At 68.3% G+C, this 21,702-nt stretch carries 19 protein-coding genes and 1 riboswitch; of the genes, 10 read left to right on the forward strand and 9 right to left on the reverse strand.

Annotation, left to right across the window (positions count from 1 at the left end):
- Positions 1–17 precede the first annotated feature (17 nt).
- The 6 genes from AOZ53_RS10785 (at position 18) to metF (ending at position 5,537) form a co-directional block, all read left to right on the forward strand.
- Positions 18–911 (forward strand): alpha/beta fold hydrolase, encoded by an 894-nt coding sequence (locus AOZ53_RS10785; RefSeq protein ID WP_054430753.1) that lies wholly within the window; start codon positions 18–20, stop codon positions 909–911.
- A 75-nt stretch (positions 912–986) separates the two neighbouring features.
- Positions 987–1,223, forward strand: a complete 237-nt coding sequence (locus tag AOZ53_RS10790) for a DUF1289 domain-containing protein (RefSeq protein WP_006391895.1) — start codon at positions 987–989, stop codon at positions 1,221–1,223.
- An 87-nt stretch (positions 1,224–1,310) separates the two neighbouring features.
- Positions 1,311–2,351: a glycosyltransferase family 4 protein gene (locus AOZ53_RS10795; protein WP_054431096.1), complete on the forward strand. Its 1,041-nt coding sequence runs from the start codon at positions 1,311–1,313 to the stop codon at positions 2,349–2,351.
- Between the two features lie 85 nt (positions 2,352–2,436).
- Positions 2,437–2,584: riboswitch (S-adenosyl-L-homocysteine riboswitch) on the forward strand.
- A gap of 101 nt (positions 2,585–2,685) precedes the next feature.
- A complete protein-coding gene (gene ahcY, locus AOZ53_RS10800) occupies positions 2,686–4,104 on the forward strand; it encodes an adenosylhomocysteinase (protein WP_054430752.1) in 1,419 nt (472 codons plus the stop codon).
- 119 nt (positions 4,105–4,223) lie between these two features.
- Positions 4,224–4,559 (forward strand): phage holin family protein, encoded by a 336-nt coding sequence (locus AOZ53_RS10805; protein ID WP_006391891.1) that lies wholly within the window; start codon positions 4,224–4,226, stop codon positions 4,557–4,559.
- A gap of 135 nt (positions 4,560–4,694) precedes the next feature.
- Positions 4,695–5,537, forward strand: coding sequence for a methylenetetrahydrofolate reductase [NAD(P)H] (metF, locus tag AOZ53_RS10810; RefSeq protein ID WP_054487795.1), 843 nt, complete (start codon positions 4,695–4,697; stop codon positions 5,535–5,537).
- Positions 5,538–5,703: 166 nt separating this feature from the next.
- On the opposite strand, the gene AOZ53_RS10815 is transcribed toward metF, so the two are convergent.
- From AOZ53_RS10815 to AOZ53_RS10840, 6 genes are all read right to left on the reverse strand, one after another.
- Positions 5,704–6,702: a tripartite tricarboxylate transporter substrate-binding protein gene (locus AOZ53_RS10815; protein ID WP_054487797.1), complete on the reverse strand. Its 999-nt coding sequence runs from the start codon at positions 6,700–6,702 to the stop codon at positions 5,704–5,706.
- A gap of 165 nt (positions 6,703–6,867) precedes the next feature.
- The gene (locus tag AOZ53_RS10820; protein ID WP_054430749.1) at positions 6,868–7,731 is read right to left on the reverse strand and encodes a proteasome-type protease; all 864 of its coding nucleotides are present in this window, start codon (positions 7,729–7,731) and stop codon (positions 6,868–6,870) included.
- Positions 7,732–7,789: 58 nt separating this feature from the next.
- Positions 7,790–8,593 (reverse strand): transglutaminase family protein, encoded by an 804-nt coding sequence (locus AOZ53_RS10825; protein ID WP_054430748.1) that lies wholly within the window; start codon positions 8,591–8,593, stop codon positions 7,790–7,792.
- A gap of 14 nt (positions 8,594–8,607) precedes the next feature.
- A complete protein-coding gene (locus AOZ53_RS10830; RefSeq protein WP_054474492.1) occupies positions 8,608–9,594 on the reverse strand; it encodes an alpha-E domain-containing protein in 987 nt (328 codons plus the stop codon).
- Positions 9,595–9,596: 2 nt separating this feature from the next.
- Positions 9,597–11,027, reverse strand: coding sequence for a circularly permuted type 2 ATP-grasp protein (locus AOZ53_RS10835; RefSeq protein ID WP_054430746.1), 1,431 nt, complete (start codon positions 11,025–11,027; stop codon positions 9,597–9,599).
- Positions 11,028–11,443: 416 nt separating this feature from the next.
- Complete coding sequence (locus tag AOZ53_RS10840; RefSeq protein WP_054430745.1) at positions 11,444–12,118, reverse strand: 5-formyltetrahydrofolate cyclo-ligase; 675 nt, start codon at positions 12,116–12,118, stop codon at positions 11,444–11,446.
- Between the two features lie 25 nt (positions 12,119–12,143).
- Between AOZ53_RS10840 and AOZ53_RS34160 the strand changes: the two genes are divergently transcribed.
- Genes AOZ53_RS34160 through AOZ53_RS10850 form a run of 3 tightly spaced genes read left to right on the forward strand, consistent with a single transcriptional unit; the run spans position 12,144 to position 15,549 of the window.
- A complete protein-coding gene (locus AOZ53_RS34160; RefSeq protein ID WP_156333354.1) occupies positions 12,144–12,305 on the forward strand; it encodes a hypothetical protein in 162 nt (53 codons plus the stop codon).
- Positions 12,306–12,322: 17 nt separating this feature from the next.
- Positions 12,323–14,449 (forward strand): lytic transglycosylase domain-containing protein, encoded by a 2,127-nt coding sequence (locus tag AOZ53_RS10845; protein ID WP_054487855.1) that lies wholly within the window; start codon positions 12,323–12,325, stop codon positions 14,447–14,449.
- Positions 14,446–15,549, forward strand: a complete 1,104-nt coding sequence (locus AOZ53_RS10850; RefSeq protein WP_054487799.1) for a tRNA CCA-pyrophosphorylase — start codon at positions 14,446–14,448, stop codon at positions 15,547–15,549. The genes AOZ53_RS10845 and AOZ53_RS10850 overlap by 4 nt, the downstream gene beginning before the upstream one ends.
- A gap of 11 nt (positions 15,550–15,560) precedes the next feature.
- Here AOZ53_RS10850 and AOZ53_RS10855 read toward each other — a convergent pair whose 3' ends face one another.
- From AOZ53_RS10855 to AOZ53_RS10865, 3 genes are all read right to left on the reverse strand, one after another.
- On the reverse strand, positions 15,561–16,742 hold the full coding sequence (locus AOZ53_RS10855; protein WP_054487801.1) for a class I SAM-dependent methyltransferase: 1,182 nt from the start codon (positions 16,740–16,742) through the stop codon (positions 15,561–15,563).
- An 86-nt stretch (positions 16,743–16,828) separates the two neighbouring features.
- On the reverse strand, positions 16,829–18,631 hold the full coding sequence (locus AOZ53_RS10860; RefSeq protein WP_054430742.1) for a DEAD/DEAH box helicase: 1,803 nt from the start codon (positions 18,629–18,631) through the stop codon (positions 16,829–16,831).
- Positions 18,632–18,909: 278 nt separating this feature from the next.
- On the reverse strand, positions 18,910–19,671 hold the full coding sequence (locus AOZ53_RS10865) for a uracil-DNA glycosylase (RefSeq protein WP_054430741.1): 762 nt from the start codon (positions 19,669–19,671) through the stop codon (positions 18,910–18,912).
- A 273-nt stretch (positions 19,672–19,944) separates the two neighbouring features.
- Here AOZ53_RS10865 and AOZ53_RS10870 point away from each other — a divergent pair, with 273 nt between their 5' ends.
- Positions 19,945–21,684 (forward strand): ShlB/FhaC/HecB family hemolysin secretion/activation protein, encoded by a 1,740-nt coding sequence (locus AOZ53_RS10870; protein ID WP_054487803.1) that lies wholly within the window; start codon positions 19,945–19,947, stop codon positions 21,682–21,684.
- The last annotated feature ends 18 nt before the right edge of the window (positions 21,685–21,702 follow it).

A 21,702-nucleotide genomic window follows, 5' to 3' on the forward strand; every position in this document is an offset into this window, starting at 1 on the left:
GAGAGGCACAGACCGCAATGACCGCTTTCTTCGATCTTCCCGTGCGCCGCCACGAGGTCAATGGCATCCACATCGCCGCCCGCATCGACGGCCAGGGACCACCGCTGCTGCTGCTGCATGGCCATCCGCAGACCCACGCCATCTGGCACCGGGTGTGGCCCGAACTGACGCGCCGCCACACCTGTGTCGCGGCCGACCTGCGCGGCTACGGCGACAGCGACAAGCCCGCCGCGTCGCCCGACCACGCGGCCCATTCCAAGCGCGCCATGGCCGCCGACATGGTGGCGCTGATGCGCGCCCTGGGGCATGAACGCTTCGACGTGCTGGCCCACGACCGCGGCGCCCGCGTCGCGCACCGCCTGGCGCTGGACCATGCCGACGCCGTCGGACGCATGATGCTGCTGGATATCGCGCCGACGCTGGACATGTACGAGAACACCACCCGCGCCTTCGCCCAGGCCTATTACCACTGGTTCTGGCTGATCCAGCCGGCGCCCATGCCCGAGACCATGATCGAGCGCGACCCGGTGTTCTACCTGCGGTCGGTCATGGGCGGCCGCCCCGGCGGCCTGGCGCATTTTTCCGACGAAGCGATGGCCGAGTACGAGCGCACCGCGCGCCTGCCTGGCTGGGCCACCGGCATCTGCGAGGACTACCGCGCCTCGGCCACGCTCGACCTGGAGCACGACCGCCAGGGACGCGCGGCGGGCGAGCGCCTGCGCCTGCCGTTGCGCGTCCTGTGGGGCGAACGCGGCGCGGTGGGGCGCAATTTCGACGTGCTGGGCCTGTGGCGCGCGGTGGCGGACGACGTCTCCGGCGGATCGCTGCCTGGCGCCCACTACCTGGCCGAGGAGACGCCAGACGCCTTGTTGCGCGAGGTGTCCGATTTTTTTGGCTGGGACCGCGGCTAGCCGGCTGTCAATCAAGCCACGGCAGGGGGTAGGGACATCCAAAAAGGGACGCAACCCTGGTGGTAACCTTCGGCCATGAATGCTTCCTTTGCCGATCTGACCGAATTGCCTGAGCCCGAGGACGCGCAACGCGCGTTCCGGACCTCGGATTCCCCCTGCGTTGCCGTTTGTTCCACGCTGTTCGACGACATCTGCAGGGGCTGCGGCCGCACCGCCATGGAAGTGGCCAACTGGGTCTTCATGACCGAAGAGGAAAAGCGCGAGGTCTGGGTCCGCATCAAGGCCCAGGGGTATCCGCGCCGCAACAACTAGCGGCGGCGGGCGGCCGCGGGGGGCGCGGTCTTGAGCATGTCACATGCCGCGGGCTAAATCGCGCTATTGCCCACTTCCGGCCCCATCATGCGCATCGTCCTGGTTACGGATGCCTGGCATCCGCAAGTCAACGGCGTCGTCCGCACCTGGACGACCATGCAGCAGATCCTCACCGAATGGGGCCACGAACTGATCGTGGTGAATCCCCAGGGCAGCCGCACCGTGCCGGCCCCGTCCGAGCCGGACCTGCGCCTGTGCCTGCAGCCCGGGCGGCAACTGCGCCGCATCCTCGGCGACATCGTCCCCGACGCCCTGCACATCGCCACCGAAGGCCCGCTGGGCCTGGCGGCGCGGCGCATGGCGCTGTCGCGCGGCTGGCGCTTCACCACTTCGTTCCACACCATGTTCCCCGACTACCTGCAGGCGCGCATGGGCATTCCCGCCGCGCTGCCGTGGCGCTTCCTGCGCTGGTTCCACCGGCCGTCGCAATGCGTGCTGGTGCCGACGCCGACGGTGCGCGACATCCTGGTGCGGCGCGAGTTCGCCAACCTGCGCGTCTGGTCGCGCGGGGTCGATCCGCGCAAGTTCCAGCCGACCCCCGGCCAGGCGTTCCAGGACCTGCCGCGGCCGGTCTTCCTGTCGGTCGGCCGCGTGGCGCGCGAGAAGAATCTGGACGCGTTCCTGTCGCTGGACCTGCCCGGCAGCAAGGTGGTGGTCGGCGCCGGTCCCGACGAGGCGCGGCTGAAGAAGCGCTTTCCCGAGGCCGTGTTCCTCGGCATGCAGAACGATGACGCCTTGCCGGCCTTTTACAGCGCGGCCGATGTGTTCGTCTTTCCCAGCCTGACGGATACTTTTGGTCTGGTAATGCTGGAGGCCATGGCCTGCGGCACGCCGGTGGCCGCGTTCCGCAGCGAGGCGCCGCTGGCGGTGGTGGCGCAAGGTGTCACCGGTTTCCTCGACGAGGACCTGGCGCATGCCTGTCGCGCCGCGCTGACGCTGGACCGGCACGCGGTGCGCGAGCATGCGCTGACGCGCAGCTGGGATTCGGTGGCCTCGGACCTGCTGGCGTCGCTGGTGCCGCTGACGCCGGGCGCGGAACTGGCCAAACCGCTGATCCAGGCGGGCTGAGCCGCGTTCAGGGACGGGGCGGCCTGCCGTCGCTCCCGCCCGCCGGGCATTCCCCCAGGCAGGCCAAACCGGTACAATGCTCGGCAATCCTGAGGAGCGCTGCGACGACCCTGCGGTTCCCGTCATGGACCATGCCCTGGCCCATGACCCGCGGAACCCGGTTCGCCAGGCTCAGGAATCCTTGTTCAAACGTCGCGCCATGCGCGGCGTTACAGCAACGGCGCTCACCTTTGTCGCGTATGGCGGAAAAGGCGAGCACTCGATTGTCGTGGTGGTTTCGCGTTGTCCGGCCGTATCGTGCGCCGTTCGTTTTTCACGTGGAGCCTACAACACCATGAACGCTGTAACCGATAAATCCTTCTCCGACTACCTCGTCGCCGACATGTCGCTGGCCGGCTGGGGCCGCCGCGAGCTGGCCATCGCCGAAACCGAAATGCCCGGCCTGATGGCCATCCGCGAAGAGTTCGCCGCCAAGCAGCCGCTCAAGGGCGCCCGCATCGCCGGCAGCCTGCACATGACCATCCAGACCGGCGTCCTGATCGAGACGCTGGTGGCCCTGGGCGCCGAAGTGCGCTGGGCCTCGTGCAACATCTTCTCCACCCAGGACCACGCCGCCGCCGCCATCGCCGCGTCGGGCACGCCGGTCTTCGCCGTCAAGGGCGAAACGCTGGAAGAGTACTGGCAGTACACCCACAAGATCTTCGAATGGCCCAATGGCCAGAACGCCAACATGATCCTCGACGATGGCGGCGACGCCACGTTGATGCTGCACCTGGGCACCAAGGCCGAGAAGGACATCTCGGTGCTTGCCAACCCCGGCAGCGAAGAAGAGCGCGTGCTGTACGCCGCCATCAAGAAAACGCTGGAGCGTGATCCGAAGTGGTACTCGACCCGCCTCGCCCTGATCAAAGGCGTGACCGAGGAAACCACCACCGGCGTGCACCGTCTGTACCAGATGTCGCAGAAGGGCGAGCTGGCCTTCGCCGCCATCAACGTCAACGACTCGGTCACCAAGTCCAAGTTCGACAACCTGTACGGCTGCCGCGAATCGCTGGTCGACGGCATCAAGCGCGCCACTGACGTGATGGTCGCCGGCAAGATCGCCGTGGTCGCCGGCTACGGCGACGTGGGCAAGGGTTGCGCCCAGGCGCTGGTCGCCCTGCGCGCCCAGGTGTGGGTCACCGAAATCGACCCGATCTGCGCCCTGCAGGCCGCCATGGAAGGCTTCAAGGTCGTGACCATGGAAGAAGCCGCCGCCCACGGCGACATCTTCGTCACCGCCACCGGCAACTTCCACGTCATCACGCGTGACCACATGAACGCCATGAAGGACCAGGCGATCGTCTGCAACATCGGCCACTTCGACAACGAAATCGACGTCGCCGGCCTGGCCGACTGCAAGTGGGAAGAGATCAAGCCGCAAGTCGACCACGTCATCTTCCCGGACGGCAAGCGCATCATCCTGCTGGCCCAGGGCCGCCTGGTGAACCTGGGTTGCGCCACCGGCCACCCGTCGTTCGTGATGTCGTCGTCGTTCGCCAACCAGACCATCGCCCAGATCGAACTGTTCACGCGCAACGAAGCCTACAAGTCGGGCGAAGTCTACGTGCTGCCCAAGCACCTGGACGAGAAGGTCGCGCGCCTGCACCTGAAGAAGCTGGGCGTGAACCTGACCACGCTGCGCAAGGATCAGGCCGACTACATCAGCGTGCCGGTCGAAGGTCCTTACAAGCCGAATCACTACCGCTACTGATGCTTGTAGCAAAATAGGGAAGTACCGCGCCATGTCGGCGCGGGCTTTCCGGTCCGCGGGGGTTCCCCGTTTCGCCTGGCGATGACGGGGCCGCGGAGCGTCAATACTGGAGGTCGAACATGGCATTGATACTCGTCTGGATCCTGAACGCGGTGGCCCTGCTGGTGGTGGCCTACCTGCTGCCCGGCATCACCGTGGCCAGCTTCGGGTCGGCGCTCATCGCCGCGCTGGTGCTGGGTCTGGTCAACATGCTGGTCAAGCCGGTGCTGGTGTTGCTGACGTTGCCCATCACGATCGTCACGCTGGGTCTCTTCCTCATCGTCATCAACGCCTTGTTGTTCTGGTTCGTCGGCTCCGTGCTGAAGGGCTTCCAGGTCAACGGGTTCTGGTGGGCCGTGGGCGGTGCGATCCTGTACAGCATCATTTCGGGCCTGCTGACCAAACTGATCCCCTGAATTCCCACCCCCGAGCGCTACGCGCTCCCCCTCAAGGGGGCGTGCCAGCGGACCGGCAAAGCCGGCTCCGCGGCACCCCGAGGGGGCGCGCCTGTTTCATGCGATGCGCGTAGCGCTATGGATAACTGATCCGATATGTCCGACTCGACTTCCCCAGCATTCAGCCTGGAATTCTTCCCGCCGCGCGATCTCGCCGGCCAGGAACGGCTGGTCCGCGCGGCCAAGCAGATGCTGGCGATCCAGCCCAAGTACGTCAGCGTGACCTTCGGCGCGGGCGGCTCCACCCGCGCCGGCACGGCCGATGCCGTGCGCACGCTGCGCAACCTGGGCTGCGATGCCGCGCCGCACCTGTCGTGCGTCGGCGCCTCGCGCCAGGACCTGCGCGAGATCCTGCAGACGTACAAGAACGAAGGCGTGCGGCGCGTGGTCGCCCTGCGCGGCGACCTGCCCTCGGGCATGGGCGGCGACGCCGGCGAGCTGCGCTACGCCAACGAACTGGTCTCCTTCATCCGCGAGGAAACGGGCGACTGGTTCCACATCGAAGTGGCGGCCTATCCCGAAATGCATCCCCAGGCGGCCAGCGTATCGGCCGACATGGATCACTTCGTGGCCAAGGTCAAAGCCGGCGCCGATGCCGCCATCACCCAGTACTTCTTCAACGCCGATGCCTACTTCGACTTCGTCGACCGGGCCCAGGCCAAGGGCGTGCGGGTGCCGATCGTGCCGGGCATCATGCCGATCACGAACCACTCCCAGCTGCTGCGCTTCTCGGAAATGTGCGGCGCCGAAGTGCCGCGCTGGATCCGCCTGCGCCTGGCGGAACTGGGCGACGACAAGGCCTCGATCCGCGCTTTCGGCGTGGACGTGATCACCGAGCTGTGCCAGAACCTGCTGGACAACGGCGCGCCGGGCCTGCATTTCTACACGCTCAACCACGCGGAAGCGCCGTTGGCGGTGTGGAAGGAACTGGGCGTGTGATGCTCACGCCGCGCACCGCGCGGCAACGGCAAGGCCGGCATGCATGCCGGCCTTTTTTTTGATGTCGTCCACGGTTGTCTTACGGGGCTGCCATCAGGCGCGTCCTGCCGCCCCGGCCCGTCGGCGAGATCGCGCCATCGCCCGTCGATGGCGCGAGCCCGGCGGGTCAGTCCGCGTACACCCCGGCCTTGCGGATGACCGGGCCCCACTTGTCCACTTCGGACTGCAGCCAGCTCTGCAGCCCCGCGGGCGTCTGCTTGGATTCAGGCACGATCTCGGCGCCCAGTTCGGCCATTTTCTGCGTGAATGCCGGGTCTTTCAGCGCCGCGCGCAAGGCCTCGTTGAACTTGGCGATCACCTCGGGCGGCGTGCCCTTGGGGCCGTATACGCCGTGCCAGACCTTGACCTCGAAGCCTTTCAGGCCGTTCTCCTGCAGGGTCGGCGCATCCGGTAAGGTCTTGATGCGGTCCAGCGTGGTGACGCCATAGAGCTTCACGCGCTGCGCCTTGATATGCGGAATGGTCTGGGTGGTCTGGTCGCACAGCACATCCACCTGGCCGCCCAGCAGCGCAGTCAGCGCGGGCGCGGTGCCGGCATACGGAATGGTCGTGAATTGCGTGCCCAGCGCCTCCTGCAGCAGCATGCCGCACAGCTGCGACACCGCGCCCAGCCCGGCGTTGGCCAGGTTGATCTTGTTGCCGTTGGCGCGCGCGTACTTGATGAATTCGACCATGTCGCCCGGCGGCAGGTCCTTGCGGCCCAACAGCGTCATGGGCACGTCCGCCACCTGGCCGACATAGGTGAAATCGGTCAACGGATTGAACGGCAGCTTGCGGTACAGCGCCGGCGCCGTCGCCATGCCATTGTGGTGGATCAGAAAGGTATAGCCGTCGGGCGCGGCGCGCGCCACGTGGGTGGCCGCCAGCGTGCCGCCCGCGCCGGGACGGTTCTCGACCACGATGCTCTGGCCCAGCGTCTTCGACATGGCGGCGCCCAGGCTGCGCGCCACCACGTCGGTGGGACCGCCCGCCGCGAACGGCACGACCAGCGAAATGGGGTGGTTGGGATAGCCGCTCTGGGCCGCGGCGGTGCCGCCGGCCAGGCAGCCCAGGGCCAGCAACGGCCCGGCCAGGCGCCGCCAGGCGCGCGGGAAAATAGGGGTCATGTCTCGTCCTTATCGGTGTTATCGCAACCCGCAAGGCAAGGCATGGCGGGCTGGCGCCAGTGTGGCGCGCCAGCCGGAAGATGAGAATTTGCGGTTTTACAAGCCGGGCTTAGGGAAGGGGAAAGCCGGGTTTGTACGGTGGGACGGGTCCTGCGCCCCTATTCCCTAGTTCGGCTGATCCTTCCCCGGATCCTCCGCCAGCACCTGCGGCGCGGGATAGACCGCCTGCGGCACGTCCACGGGTTCGGCGCGCAGGGGCTGGTGGACGCGGCTGGCGGGGACCAGCGAGGCGGGGTCCTCGGGGCTGGCCCAGAGCGGGTCGGGGATCTCGGCGAAGACCTGGCGCAGGCGTTCGCCCCAGGTGCCGCGGATCATGCGGAAATACTCGTTGTGCTCGTCGATGCTGGCGAAGTGCGTGACGCGCAGCGCGTTGGTGTCGTACACCAGCAGGTCCAGCGGCAGGCCGACCGAGATGTTCGAGCGCAGCGTCGAGTCCATCGAGATCAGCGCGCACTTGGCGGCCTCGTCCAGCGTGGTGTCCGGGCGCAGCACGCGATCCAGGATGGGCTTGCCGTACTTGGCCTCGCCGATCTGGAAGTACGGGCATTCGGAGCCGGCCTCGATGAAGTTGCCGGCCGAATACACCTGGAACAGGCGGCAGCGCTCGGCGCCGATCTGGCCGCCGAAGATCAGGCTGACGTTGAAGTCCACGCCCTGCTCGTGCAGGGCCGCGGCCTCGCGCTGGTAGACCGCGCGCACCGCGGCGCCGACTCGGCGGGTGGCCTCGAACATGTCGGGCGCGTTCCAGACGGTTTCGCCGCCTTCGTCGTGCTGGCGCGCCAGCGCGTTCAGCACGGCCTGGCTGACGGCCAGGTTGCCGGACGTCATCAGCACCATCATGCGCTCGCCCGGACGCTCGAAGACGGTCATCTTGCGGAATACGCTGATCTGGTCGACCCCGGCGTTGGTGCGGGAGTCGGACAGGAACACCAGGCCGGAATCGAGGCGGGCTGCTACGCAGTAGGTCATGATCGGAAAAATAGGAAAACCACGCCGCAATTGTATTGCGGCGCGGCCGGCCGGGGTTTTATTGCTGGGAGGCGGTCTGGACCTGCACGCTGATCTCCATGGATTCGTCGCCGCCGCCGCTGCGCACGCCGCGCACGGGCGAGGCCGAGTCGTAATCGCGTCCCACCGCCAGGCGGCAGTGGCAATCGGACGCGAATTGGCGATTGGTGACGTCCACGCTGGTCCATCCGACGCCCGGCAGCCAGACGTCGGCCCAGGCGTGGCTGGCGGCGTGTTCGGCGGTGGTGTACAGGTAGCCGCTGACGTAGCGGGCCGGCACGCCCAGGCCGCGCACGCAGGCCAGGAACAGGTGAGCATGGTCCTGGCAGACGCCATGGCCCAGCGCCAGCACCTGGCCGGCGGCGGTGGTGACGTCGGTGGTGCCCGGCTCGTAAGCCACCCGGTCGTAGATGGCGCTGGCCAGCGTCAGTACGTCCGCCGGCGCGTTCAGGCCGTCCGGCAGCACGTCGCGGGCGAAGGACAGGATGGTGTCGTCGGCCTGCGTCAGCGGCGTCTGTACGCAATAGGCGTGCACCGGCAGGCGGCTGTCCTCGCCGCCCAGCGCGCCCTGCGCGAGCGAGCCGACCAGCACCTGCCCGACCACGCGCAGTTCGATCTCGGTGTGCGGACGGTTCAGTGTCAGCGTGTGGGTGATGTTGCCGTAGGCGTCCACCTGCTGCTCCAGCGCGCCGGGCGCCTCGATGTGCCAGCGCAGCACGCGCTGGTGCTCGTCGTCGCGCGGCGTCAGCCGCAGGGTCTGGATGCTGTAGGTGACGGGCGCGGTGTAGCGGTAGTGCGTGACGTGCGTGATGATCTGTTTCATGCCTGTCTCCTTTGTCATGCCGACAGCGGCACCAGGAAGTCCTGGCTGATGCGGTTGCCCAGGTCGTTGATGCGGTCCAGGAAGTGTTCCAGGTACTGGTGCAGGCCGTTGTGCAGGATGTCCTCGACTCGGCCGAACTGCAGCTCGGCGCACAGCATGCCGGCGCGCCGCTCGGTCTCGGTCGAGCGCTGGTTCGAGACGCGCGCCAGGTCGTCGGCCACCGCGCGCATCGCCGCCAGTAGCGAACGCGGCATGTCCGGATGCAGGATCAGCAGCTCGGCCACGCGGTCGGGCGTGATCACGTCGCGATAGACCTTGCGGTAGATCTCCAGCCCGGACATCGAACTGAGCAGCGCCGACCAGCGGTAGAACTCGCTTTGCAGCGAGCCGGACGCGCCTTGCTCGCCGCGGCCTTCCTGCTGCTGTTGCGGCGTGCCGTCGCCATCGCGTTCGTGAAACTTCACATCCAGCATGCGCGCGGTGTTGTCGGCGCGCTCCAGGTGCATGCCGATGCGCAGGAAGTACAGCGCTTCGTCTTCCAGCATGGTGCCGATGGTGACGCCGCGCGCCAGGTGCGAGCGGAACTTGACCCACTCGAAGAACTCGCCCGGGTTGCGTTCCAGCAGCCCGGTGTGCAGGTGCTTGAGCAGCTCCAGCCAGGTGGTGTTGTAGGTCTCCCAGACTTCGGTGGTGAGGCTGCCGCGCACGGCGCGGGCGTTCTCGCGGGCGGCGCGCATGCAGCTGTAGATGGACGAGGGGTTCTCGGCATCGCGCACCATGTACTGCAGCACATCCTGCGGCGACACCACGGCGTGCTTGGCGTGGTACAGCCGCTGCAGCTCGGAGATGCGCAGCACGGCGTTCCACGAGCCTTCGCGCGTCTGTGCGTCCTGTGGCAGCAGCGACATCTGCAGGTTCACGTCCAGCATGCGGGCGGTGTTCTCGGCGCGCTCGGTGTAGCGGCACATCCAGAACAGGTTGTCGGCGGTTCGGCTCAGCATCGTTATTCCTCCAGAACCCAGGTGTCCTTGGTGCCGCCGCCCTGGCTGCTGTTGACCACCAGCGAGCCCTCGGTCAGCGCCACGCGGCACAGGCCGCCCGGCACGGTGCGGATGTCCTTGCCGCACAGCACATAGGGGCGCAGGTCGACGTGGCGCGGCGCCACGCCCGACTCGACGTAGGTCGGCACCGTGGACAGCGCCAGCGTGGGTTGCGCGATGTAGTTGGCGGGGTTGGCGCGCACGCGGTCCTTGAACGCCTCGACCTCGGCGCGGGTGGCCGACGGGCCGACCAGCATGCCGTAGCCGCCGGCGCCGTGCACTTCCTTGACCACCAGGTCATGCATGTTGGCCAGCACGTGCGACAGCTCGTCCGGCCGCCCGCAGCGCCATGTGGGCACGTTCGACAGGATCGGCTCCTCGCCCAGGTAGAAGCGGATCATGTCCGGCACGTAGAGGTAGGTGGACTTGTCGTCGGCAATGCCGGTGCCGATGGCGTTGGCCAGCGTCACGCGGCCGGCGCGGTACACCGACAGCAGGCCCGGCACGCCCAGCGCCGAATCGGCGCGGAACGACAGCGGATCGAGGAAGTCGTCATCCAGCCGGCGGTAGATCACGTCGACCTTGCGCGGTCCCTGCGTGGTGCGCATGTACACCGTGTTCTGTTCGACGAACAGGTCCTGGCCCTCCACCAGCTCCACGCCCATCTGCTGCGCCAGGAAGGCATGCTCGAAGTAGGCCGAGTTGTACATGCCGGGCGTCAGCACCACCACGGTGGGATCGTCGCCGCCATGCGGCGCCACTTCGCGCAGGTTGTCCAGCAGCAGGTCGGGGTAGTGCGCCACCGGCTCGACCTTGATGCGGCTGAACGCGGCGGGCATCAGGCGCATCGACATCTTGCGGTTCTCCAGCATGTACGACACGCCGGACGGCACCCGCAGGTTGTCCTCCAGCACGTAGAACTCGCCGGCGCCGGCGCGCACGATGTCGACGCCGGCGATGTGGCAGTAGATGTCCTCGGCCACATCCACGTCCTGCATCTCGGGGCGGTATTGGGCGTTCAGGAACACCTGCTCGGCCGGCACCACGCCGGCGCGGACGATGTCATGGCCGTGGTAGATGTCGTGGATGAACATGTTCAGCGCCCGCACCCGCTGCTTCAGGCCGGCTTCCAGGCCGCGCCACTCGTCGGCGGGGATGATGCGCGGGATCATGTCGAACGGGATCAGGCGTTCGGTGCCGGCGGCGTCGCCGGCCACCGAAAAGGTGATGCCGACCCGCCGGAAACTCAGGTCGGCCTCCAGGCGGCGCGCCGCCATGGCTTCCGCCGATTGCTCCTGGTGCCAGCGCTCGAAGGCCTGGTAATGGGAGCGTATGCCGCCGGCGCTGTCGCGCATTTCGTCATAGGCGGCGGGACGGGATGGTCTGTCCTTCATGGCTCCTCCGTTGCAGATGCTGACGGCCGGCTTGGGCGCGGCCGTTGTCCGGTCCGTGCAGGACCGGTCTGACTGAATAAGCAACCCGCATGCCAGCTTGGGCAGGCGCGCGCGGGGGCCGCCCTGGAGGTAAATATCCTCTCGTCGGCGGCGGATGGCTACCCTCCGGATGAACGGCGGGTTCGATGGCGCAAGCGGGACGGCAGGCCCCGCTTGGGGGTGAATGGCGGCAATGCCGGGGTGAAACGGGTCGGAATCCTGGCGGCGAGGGGTGACGACGGCAGGGCGGACGGGCCGCGCGGGCGACGCGGGGGTCGCCCGCGGGGGACGCCGCGCGAGGCGGCAATCGGCAATATCAGGGGCAGATCATAGGGCTTGCACCGTTTTGGTGCAAGCCCTTGGGCGAGACTGGTGCGTCAGCGCAGGGTGTAGTGGTGCAGCGTGGTGCCGCCCGGGCCCGGTTGCTCGTTGGGCACATGCGGCACCCAGCCGTCCGGAGTGATGACGGCATCCAGGCGGAAGTCGTGCGCGGCCGGCGCGTAGTCGGCATCCAGCTCGCCGCAGCTCCAGGCCACGCCGATGGCGGTGAAGGCATGGCCGCGGTCGCGCAGCGCCGCCAGGGTGCGGTCGTAGTAGCCGCCGCCATAGCCCAGGCGGTCGGCGGATTCGGTGTAACCCAGCGTGGGCACCAGCAGCACGTCGGGCAGCACTTCGGCGCCGTGCACCGGTTCCTGGATGCCGTAGGGGCCGGCGCGCAGTTCGGCGTCGGGCGTCCAGGGCAGGAAGGCCAGGGGCGCGTTGCGTTCACGCACCACCGGCAGCGCCACCGTGACACCGTTTTCCGTCCACTGCTCCAGCAACGGACGCAGGTCGGGCTCGTCTTCCATGGGCCAGAAGGCGGCCACGGTGCGGGGGGCGGGCCGGCCGGCGCGGACGGCTTCGTCTCGGGCCACGTTGAGCCAGGTGAACAGGCGCGCGCGCATCAGCAGGCCGCCGCGGCTGCGCTGGTCTTCGGGCAATTCGGCACGCAGTTTCCGCAATCGCGTGCGTAGCTGGCTTGCGGTATCCTCTGGAGTATTTTGCGTAGTCATGCGGTAGCTGTAACAGGGGTGAAAAATGAAGGCGACAATGCGGGTCAGCGATAACACGTATAACGGCGCGAACCTGCGCGCGAACCACCGCGTCGGCAACCGCGCCAATGACCGCGCGTATCACCACGCCTGTCTATGCGCCTATCACTGCGCCGACCCGCAAGCCGCCGCCAAGGTCCGCGCATGAAGGCCGCGCGCAACCCCATGACGGCAGTCCGGGCCCCGCAATCCGGACGGTATCAGAAAACCGGCGGGAAATCCCCGCGCGGCGCCGACGCCCGCGCCGGCCTGCGCCGCTGGCTGCCCCTGCTGGCGCTGTTCACCGCCGCGTGCGCGCCGGTCGACGCCCAGCAGCGCACCGCGGCCGTCAGTCCCCAGCCGCAACCCGCCGCGCAGGCGCCGCAGCCGGCCATCGCCGTGCCGCCGGCCGTGCTGGCGGGCCTGCCGCCCACCGCCGATACGCCGGCGCTGGCCGCCGTGGTGGCCGCGCGCGAAGCGATGAACCGCAAGCAGTGGTCGGTGCTGGGGGCGCTGGTGCCCCAGGCCAAGTCCGACCCGCTCGGCATGTACCCGGAATACTGGCTGTTGCGCTACCAGCTGTGGAGCCCGCCCGCGGGCGGCCGGCCCAACACCGACCTGCAGAAATTCATCAGCGGCAACGGCGATGCCTACCTGGCCGACCGCTTGCGCGCCGACTGGCTGCTGGCCGCCGCGCGCAGCGGCGATTTCGACCTGGTGCGCAAGCTCGCGCCGGTCAAGAACAGCAACGCCCAGGTCGAGTGCGCCATCCTCAACGCCAAGCACATGACCGGCCAGCGCGCCACGGCCGCGCAGGCCATGGCCGTGTTCGCGCCGGGCGGCGCCTGCTGGACGCTGTACGACCAGCTGGTCGCCGACAACGTCCTGGGCTGGGATCAGCTCGAACCGCAGTTGCGCGACGCCATCGAGGCCAACAAGACCACCGACGCGCGCAAGTTCGTGCAGTACATGTTCGAGCCGCGCGACCAGAAGACCTACGACGTCCTCATCAAGGACCCGATGCGCTGGCTGACGCGGCAGGACCGCCTGCCGGTGGGCCGCAACGAAAAAGAGCTGGTCACCATCGCGCTGGCGCGCCTGGCCCGCTCCGACATCAATGTCGCCGATTCCTACCTGCGGCGCGAATGGGCCAAGTCCATGGCCAAGTCGAACCTGGCCTGGATCCGCGGCCAGTACGCGCTGGTGGCCGCGCTCAACCTGGACAGCCGCGCCGACGACTGGTACCACGAGGCCGGCCACATCCGCATGACGGAATACAACGCCGGCTGGAAGGTGCGGGCCGCGCTGCGCCAGCCCAAGATCGACTGGAAGTGGGTCATCGACTCCATCGACCAGATGCCGGAGGCGCAACGCCAGGATCCGTCCTGGGTCTACTGGAAGGCGCGCGGCATGGCCGCCACCGGCCGCCGCGACCAGGCCAACGCGGCCTACGCGTCCATCGCCGACCGCTTCGACTTCTACGGCCAGCTGTCCGCCGAGGAATTGGGCCGCCGCATCACCGTGCCGCCGCGTCCGGCGCCCATCAGCGATAGCGAGATCGCCGAGGCGCGCGCCAATCCGGGCCTGCGCCGCGCGGTGCAGCTGTTCCGCCTGGGCTGGCGCCAGGAAGCCGTGCCCGAATGGAACTACGCGCTGCGCGGCATGAGCGACCGCCAACTGCTCGCCGCCGCCGAATTGGCGCGCGCCGAGAACATCTACGACCGCGTGGTCAACACGTCCGATCGCACCGAGAAGGAATTCGACTTCAGCCAGCGCTTCATCGCGCCGTTCGAAGGCCGCGTCGCCGCCAAGGCCAACGCCATCGCGCTGGACCCGGCCTGGGTCTACGGCCTGATCCGCCAGGAATCGCGCTTCATCATGGACGCGCGCTCGCACGTCGGCGCCTCCGGTCTGATGCAGCTGATGCCGGCCACGGCCAAGTGGGTCGCGGGCAAGATCGGCATGAGCAACTTCACGCCCGACAGCGTCAACGACTTCGATACCAACACCGAGCTGGGCACCAACTACCTGAACATGGTGCTGCGCGACCTGAACGGCTCGCAGATGCTGGCCAGCGCCGGCTACAACGCCGGACCGCGCCGTCCGCACAACTGGCGCTCCACCTTCAACCATCCGGTCGAAGGCGCGATCTTCGCCGAGACCATCCCGTTCAACGAGACGCGCACCTACGTCAAGAACGTGATGTCCAACTCGGTCTACTACGCCGCCATGTTCAGCGGCCAGTCGCAGTCGCTGAAAGAGCGGCTGGGCAACGTGGTGCCGCTGGGCGCGGAAAGCACCACCCTGCCATGACGGGGGATGCGGCAACAGCGGGCCTGCAGGTCTACATCGTGGGCGGGGCGGTGCGCGATGCGCTGCTCGGCCTGACGCCCGGCGATCACGACTGGGTGGTGGTCGGCGCCACGCCCGAGGACATGGCGCGGCGCGGCTTCATGCCGGTGGGCGGCGATTTCCCGGTGTTCCTGCACCCGGTGACCAAAGAGGAATACGCGCTGGCGCGCACCGAGCGCAAATCGGGCCGCGGCTACAAGGGCTTCACCTTCTACACCGGCGCCGACGTCACGCTTGAAGAAGACCTGCGCCGCCGCGACCTGACCGTCAACGCCATCGCGCAGAAGCAGAACGGCGAGCTGGTCGACCCGCTCGGCGGCGCCGCCGATGTGCGGGCGCATGTGTTCCGCCACGTCGGCGAGGCCTTCGAGGAAGACCCCGTGCGCATCCTGCGCCTGGCCCGCTTCGCCGCGCGCTTCGCCGATTTCAGCGTCGCGCCCGAGACCCTGGCGCTGTGCCGCCGCATGGTCGAGGCCGGCGAGGCCGATGCCCTGGTGGCCGAGCGCGTCTGGAAAGAAGTGTCGCGCGGCCTGATGGCCGCCGCGCCGTCGCGCATGCTGGACGTGCTGCGGCAGTCCGGCGCGCTGCAACGTGTGATGCCTGAATTGCAGGGGTCCGAGGAAACCGGCGGCGATGTCGATCGCGCGGCCTCCCGCAAGCTGTCCTTGCCCGGCCGCTATGCGCTGCTGTGCCGCCTGTCGCCCGAACGGGAAGCCCTGGGCCGGCGCCTGCGCGTGCCGACCGAATGCAACGACTACGCGCGTCTTCTACCCGAGATGTTGACGGGGTTGGCGGCCGCGCAAGCCGCCGGCGTCGATCAGGCCGACGCGCAGCTCGCGCTGATGGAGCGCGTCGATGCGCTGCGCAAGCCCGAACGCTTTTTCGATCTGCTCGAGACGGTGGCGGTGTTGCGGCCGGTGGATATCGACGCCTGGCGCGAACGCGCCGAGGCGGTGCGCGGCGTGGATGCCGGCGCCATCGCCCGGGCCTGCGCCGGCGATCCGGCGCGCATCAAGCAGAGCGTGCGCGAGGCGCGGCTGGAGCGTCTGCGCGCCGCCTGAAGCCGCTTCTTCTACAGCTTGCCGAGACGGTCGCCGCGGGCAAAGCCGATCAGCGGCTGCGTGATGCCGCGGCCCACCGCCAGCACCTTGAACAGTTCGCCCATCTCGGCTTCCGACAGCAGCTTCTGCACGGGCGCCACCGCCTGCGCGTAGGCCTGCGCATCGGTCGGATCCAGCTGCGCCAGCAATTCCATCAGCCCGGCGTTCATCAGGAAGCGCGCCTGCGACGTATAGCCCAGCACCTGCAGGCCGGCCGCCTGCGCCGCGTCCGCCATGGCGGTGAAGTCGACGTGCGCCGTGATGTCCTGCAGGCCGGGGGCGGTGAACGGGTCGCCATGCGCGTGGTGGCGCAGATGGCACATCAGCGTGCCGCCGGCGCGCTGCGGGTGGTAGTACTCGTTGCGTGGAAAACCGTAGTCGATCAACAACGCCGCGCCCTGTTCCAGCCAGCCGTTCAAGCCGTCGATCCAGGCCTCGGCCTGCAGGTTGATCTCGGACACATAGCCCGGCAGCGCCGGCATGCGCGCCGTCACCGCGTCGGCCAGGCGCGGCGGGGCCGGCCGGTCTTCCCAGACAAAATCCTGTGCGGCGTCCAGCGCCACGCCGCGCTCCAGCACCACGCCGTCGTCGCTCCAACGGAACAGCGATACCGGCATGGCGTCCAGCACCTCGTTGGCCAGCACGCAGCCACGAAAGCCCGTGGGCAGCGCGTCCAGCCAGCGCACCCGGTCGCCGAACGGCGCCAGCCGCTCGACCTGGCGCGCGCGCAGGTCGGCCGACACTTCGAGAATCAGGTACTGCGTGTCCGGCAAGCCCTGCGCGTCCAGCTCGCGCAGCACGCCTTCGGCCAGCGCGCCGGTGCCGGCGCCGAACTCCAGCACCGTCTGGGTATCGGTCTGGCGCAGCACCTGGGCTGCCTGGCGCGCCAGGGTGCGCGCGAACAGCGGCGTCAATTGCGGCGCCGTGACGAAATCGCCTGCGGGTGCGCGTGCATCGGCTTGCGCCAGCTTGACGTTGCCGGCCGCGTAGTAGCCCAACCCCGGCGCATACAGCGCCTCGGCCATCCAGTGATCGAACGGCAGCCAGCCTGAAGCGGCCGCGATCGCGGCGCGCAGGTGCGCGGCGGTGGCGTCGCTGTGGGCCTGGTCGGCGGGAGAGAGGGGGGGCAGGTTGGCGGGAGCGGGGCGTTGCATGGCGAAAGAAGGGCGTCGTGAATAAGGCATTTTCCCAAAAAACAAACCCCGCGACAGGCGCGGGGTTTGCTGGGTAGCCTCAGGGCTTAGCCGCGGCGGGCGCCGGCCGGCTTGTTGAAGCGCTTGGCGGGGCCGCCGGGGCGCTTGTCGAAGCTGGGACGGTCACGGAAGCCGCCTTCCGGGCGGTCGCCGCCGCGGAAGCCGCCTTCACGCTGCGGACGGTCGCCGAAGCTGGGGCGATCGCTGAAGCTCGGGCGCGAATCGCGGTCGCCGCCACGGAAGCCGCCTTCACGCGGGCCGCGCTCGTTGAACGGGCGCGGGTCGCGCTGCGGGCGATCACCGAAGCTGGGACGGTCGCCGAAGCTGGCGCGGTCGTTGTTGTAGCTCGGACGCGAATCACGGTCGCCGCCGCGGAAGCCGCCTTCACGCTGCGGACGGTCGCCGAAGGGACGATTGCCCTGGTAGCCGCCTTCGCGCTGGGGACGATCGCCGAAGCTGGGACGATCGCTGAACGAACGGGCCGGGCGGTCGCCGAACGGGCGATTGCCTTGGTAGCCACCAGCGCCGCCTTCGCGGGCGCCCTGGTAACCGCCTTCACGCGGCTTGAATTCGCCACGCGGGCCGCCGAACGAACGGCCTTCACGCGAACCGCCTTCACGGTGACCCTGGTAGCCGCCGCCGAAGCCGCCCGGACGCTTGCCGAAAGGCTTGCCGCCACGCGGCGCGCCGCCGGTCGAGGGGCGCGGGGTGCGCTTGGGTTCCAGGCCGGCGATCACTTCGGGCGTGATGGACTGGCCGATGTAGTGTTCGATGCGGCGCACCTTGTGGCGCTCGGAGTGCGTGGCCAGCGTGAACGCCAGGCCATTGCGACCGGCGCGGCCGGTACGGCCGATACGGTGCACGTAGTCTTCGGCCTGCATCGGCAGGTCGAAGTTGACGGCGTGGCTGATGCCCTGCACGTCGATGCCGCGGGCGGCCACATCGGTGGCCACCAGGATGCGCAGCTGGCCGCGTTGCAGTTGCGACAGCGTGCGGGTGCGTTGGCGCTGGTTCATGTCGCCGTGCAGGGCGGCGGCGGCAAAGCCCTGGTCGGCCAGACGGTCGGCCAGATCATCGGCGCCGCGCTTGGTCGACGTGAAGACGATGGCCTGGTCCAGCGAGGCGTCGCGCAGGACGTGGTCCAGCAGCTGCATCTTGTGGCTGGCGTCGTCCGCGTACAGCAGGCTCTGCGTGATGTTGGTGTGCTTTTCCTTGGCGCCGGCGATCTCGATGCGCTGCGGATCGCGCATCATGCGCGCGGCCAGCTTGGCAACGGTGCCGTCCAGCGTGGCCGAGAACAGCAGCGTCTGGCGTTCGGCCGGCAGGCGGCCGATGATGGTTTCGATATCCTCGATGAAACCCATGTCCAGCATGCGGTCAGCTTCGTCCAGCACCACCGTGTGAACGGTGTTGAGTTTGACGCGGCCCGAGTTCAGGTGATCGATCAGGCGGCCGGGGGTAGCGACCAGCACGTCGACGCGGCGCGACAGCGCCTTCAGTTGCGCGCCGTAGGGCATGCCGCCGACAACGGTGGCGGTGCGCAGGTCGGCCAGCTTGCGGCCGTAGGTGGCGGTGGCGTCGGTGACCTGCAGGGCCAGCTCGCGGGTCGGGGTCAGCACCAGCACTTGCACGCCGACGCCCTTGTTGGCGGGCATCTGGGCGATGCGGTGCAGGGCCGGCAGCATGAAGGCCGCGGTCTTGCCGCTACCCGTCTGCGAGGACACCATCAGGTCGTGGCCGGCCAGCGCTTGCGGAATGGCCGAGGCTTGCACGGCGGTGGGGGTGCTGAAGCCAGCTTCTTGCAGGGCCGACAACAGAGCGGGCGCGAGGCCCAGGTTTTCGAAAGACATAACTTTCCCTTGCCGCGATCAAATGCGACGCAGTGCTTGGTCGGGCCAGGGGATTAGGCGGCCGGATCCAGGCGACGGTTGATGGAGCATCGTGCCGACCGAATCAACCGTGCGCGTGGCGCGTTCCCGTAATGCTGCTTGGAACGCAGGGCGAAAGGAAAGGAGGTCAGGAATCGATGATGTTCGGCATGGGCCTGGGCTTGGTTGCCCGGCAGACTGCTGAAATTTCCGCTAAATCAAGGCGGTAAATGCCGAACTCGTTTGGTGCAGTGCGGCGATCATAACCCGAATTCGCCTTGCAGGGGAATTGTTTTTTTGTCCAGCCCCCAATCAATAGGGTTTTTCCCTTGGTCGGCCAGCCACCGGTTGGTCGCCAGGAAGTGGCCGCAGCCCAGGAACGGCACGGGCGGGCGCCGGGCGGACAACGGCGAGGGATGATTGGACATCAGGACCAGGTGGCCACTGTTGTCCGGAAGCAACGCCTGCTTGGCCTGGGCGTGCGCGCCCCACAGCATGAAGACCTTGGGCGACGGATCCTGCGCGACCCGGGCGATCAGGGCGTCCGTCACCGTTTCCCAGCCACGCTTGGCGTGCGACGCGGGCTGGCCGTCTTCCACTGTCAGCGCGGTATTTAGCAGCAGCACGCCCTGTGCGGTCCACGGACTGAGGTCGTTGCCGGCCGGCAGCGGCGTGCCCGGATATTCCTGGGCGATCTCATTGAAGATGTTGCGCAGGCTGGGCGGACGCTTGCAATCGTCCGGCACGGAAAACGCCAGCCCCTGCGCCTGGCCGGGGCCGTGATACGGATCCTGTCCCAGGATCACCACCCGCACATCCGAGGGCGCCAGCCCGTGCAAGGCGCGAAACGGTTCGGCCGGATACACCACCGCGCCTTCGGCCAGGCGCTTTTCCACATGGGCGGTCACGGCCTCCAGCGCCGCGGCGACGCGCGGGGCCTGCAGGGCGGCCTGCCAGGCGGCGGGCAATTGCGCCGTCTGGGCGGCGAGGGCGGAGGGAATCAGGCGGTTGTCGATTGGCATGGGCGCGATTTTGGCACAGCGCGGGCTGCGTCAGCGTGGCCGGCAATGCGGGGTTCTCCGGTGATTTCAGACGGTTCTCATCGCCAGCCAACCACCGGGCCGCTAACTTGTCGACGTAATGGCATGTAACTGTGTGGCCATTGCCTCGGCGCTGCATATTCTCGATTGTCGCCAGAAAATCCGTGAAAAAGCTGGCATAAATTGAAATATGCGCTTAATTAATCCGATTTCTCTCCGTTATGGGAAGAAACCGGTAATTTCAATAAGAAACACGTGCATACCATCGTATCGCGAAGCCGCCTCCGGCAGAGGCTGCTTCCCTGCCTGGCGCTGTCCGTTTCGTCCATCGCCTTCCTGCCCCCCCTGGCCGCGCAATCCCTGCCCGTGGAGGCCGCCACGCGCGCCAGCGAGATCCAACGCCGTCAGGAGCAGGAGCTCGACGCCCAGCGCGCCCGCGCCGCCGAACGGCCGGACGTGCTGTCGGCGCCGCCCGCCGTCGCCGGCGAGGGACCGCTCGTCTTCCCCGAGGAATCGCCCTGCTTCACGATCGGCCAGGTGGTCTGGGATGGCGCCGGCCCGCCGACCGCGTTGCGCCGCGACGCCGAGACCACGCTGGGGCAGTGCATCGGCGGGCAGGGGCTGCGCGTGCTGCAGGAACACCTGATGGCGCGCCTGATCGACCGCGGCCAGATCACCGCCCGCGTGCTGGTGCCGGAGCAATCGCTGGCCACGGGCACGTTGACGCTGCGCTACGTGCCCGGCCGCATTTCGGGCGTCAAGAGCGAGGGCGCGCCCGGCTGGTGGCGCACCGCGCTGCCCACCTGGCCGGGCGGCGAGGTCAACCAGCGCGACCTCGACCAGGCGCTGGAAAACATCCGCCGGCTGGCCGGCCAGGCCGACGCTTCCATCGACGTGGCGCCGGGTCCCGAACTGGGCGACTCGGACATCATCATCAAGCCAGGCACCGGCAAGCGCTGGCACGCCTATGTGGGCGGGGACAACGCCGGCATGGAGTCCACCGGCAAGAACCAGGTCAACGCCGGTCTCACGCTCGATTCGCCGCTGTTCCTGTACGACCAGTTGTCGGTCTCCTGGAACAGCAACGCCGACCTGCGCAACAGCGACGCCGGCTCGCGCGCCGCTTCCATCAACTACAGCATCCCGTTCGGCTACTGGACGTTATTCGCCGGCGCCAGCAAGTCGCGCTACCGCCAGACCGTGGCCGGCTTCGATGAACCCATCGTCTACGGCGGCACCAGCAAGCAGGTGGAGGCGGGCGTGTCGGTGGTGCCCTACCGCGGCGCCAGCTACAAGGGCACCGCCATGCTGAAGTTCCTGCGCAAGCGCGCCAACAGCACCCTCAACGACATCGACATCGAGGTGCAGCGGCGCGACGTGGTCGGCTACGAGTTCAGCTATGGCCATCGTCACTATATCGACCAGATGGTGCTGGACCTCGGCGGCGGCGTGCGCGGCACGCTGCCCCAGTTCTCCGACCAGCCCGGCTACGTCTACGGCGATCCCGACTGGAACGGCCGCAGCACCATCCTGACGGCCAATGCCGGCCTGTACCTGCCCTTCAAGGTGGCCGGCCAGCAGCTCGCCTATCAAGCCAATTGGCAGATCCAGCGCGCCAAGACGCCCATCGTGCCCGCCGACTACTTCACCATCGGCAACCGCTACGCGGTGCGCGGCTTCGATGGCCAGATGACGCTGGCCGCGGAAGACGGCTGGACCCTGCGCAATGACCTGTCGTTGAACCTGGGCAACCTGGGCCAGCAACTGTACGCCGGCCTGGACGCCGGCCGCGTTGGCGGCCCGGCGGCGCAGTACCTGGCCAGCCGCACCCTGGTTGGCGCGGTCGCGGGGTTGCGCGGCCGCATCGCCGTGCCCGGGGTTGCCAATGCGGTCAACGCCAGCTACGACCTGTCGGCCGGCTGGCCGCTGAAAAAGCCCGACAACCTGAAGACCCAAAGCACGGTCTTCGCCGCCACGCTGATGTTCGAGTTCTAGACCGGGCGGGGCCCGTGC

This window comes from Achromobacter sp. 2789STDY5608621, from assembly GCF_001299375.1.
Classification (GTDB): domain Bacteria; phylum Pseudomonadota; class Gammaproteobacteria; order Burkholderiales; family Burkholderiaceae_B; genus Achromobacter; species Achromobacter insuavis.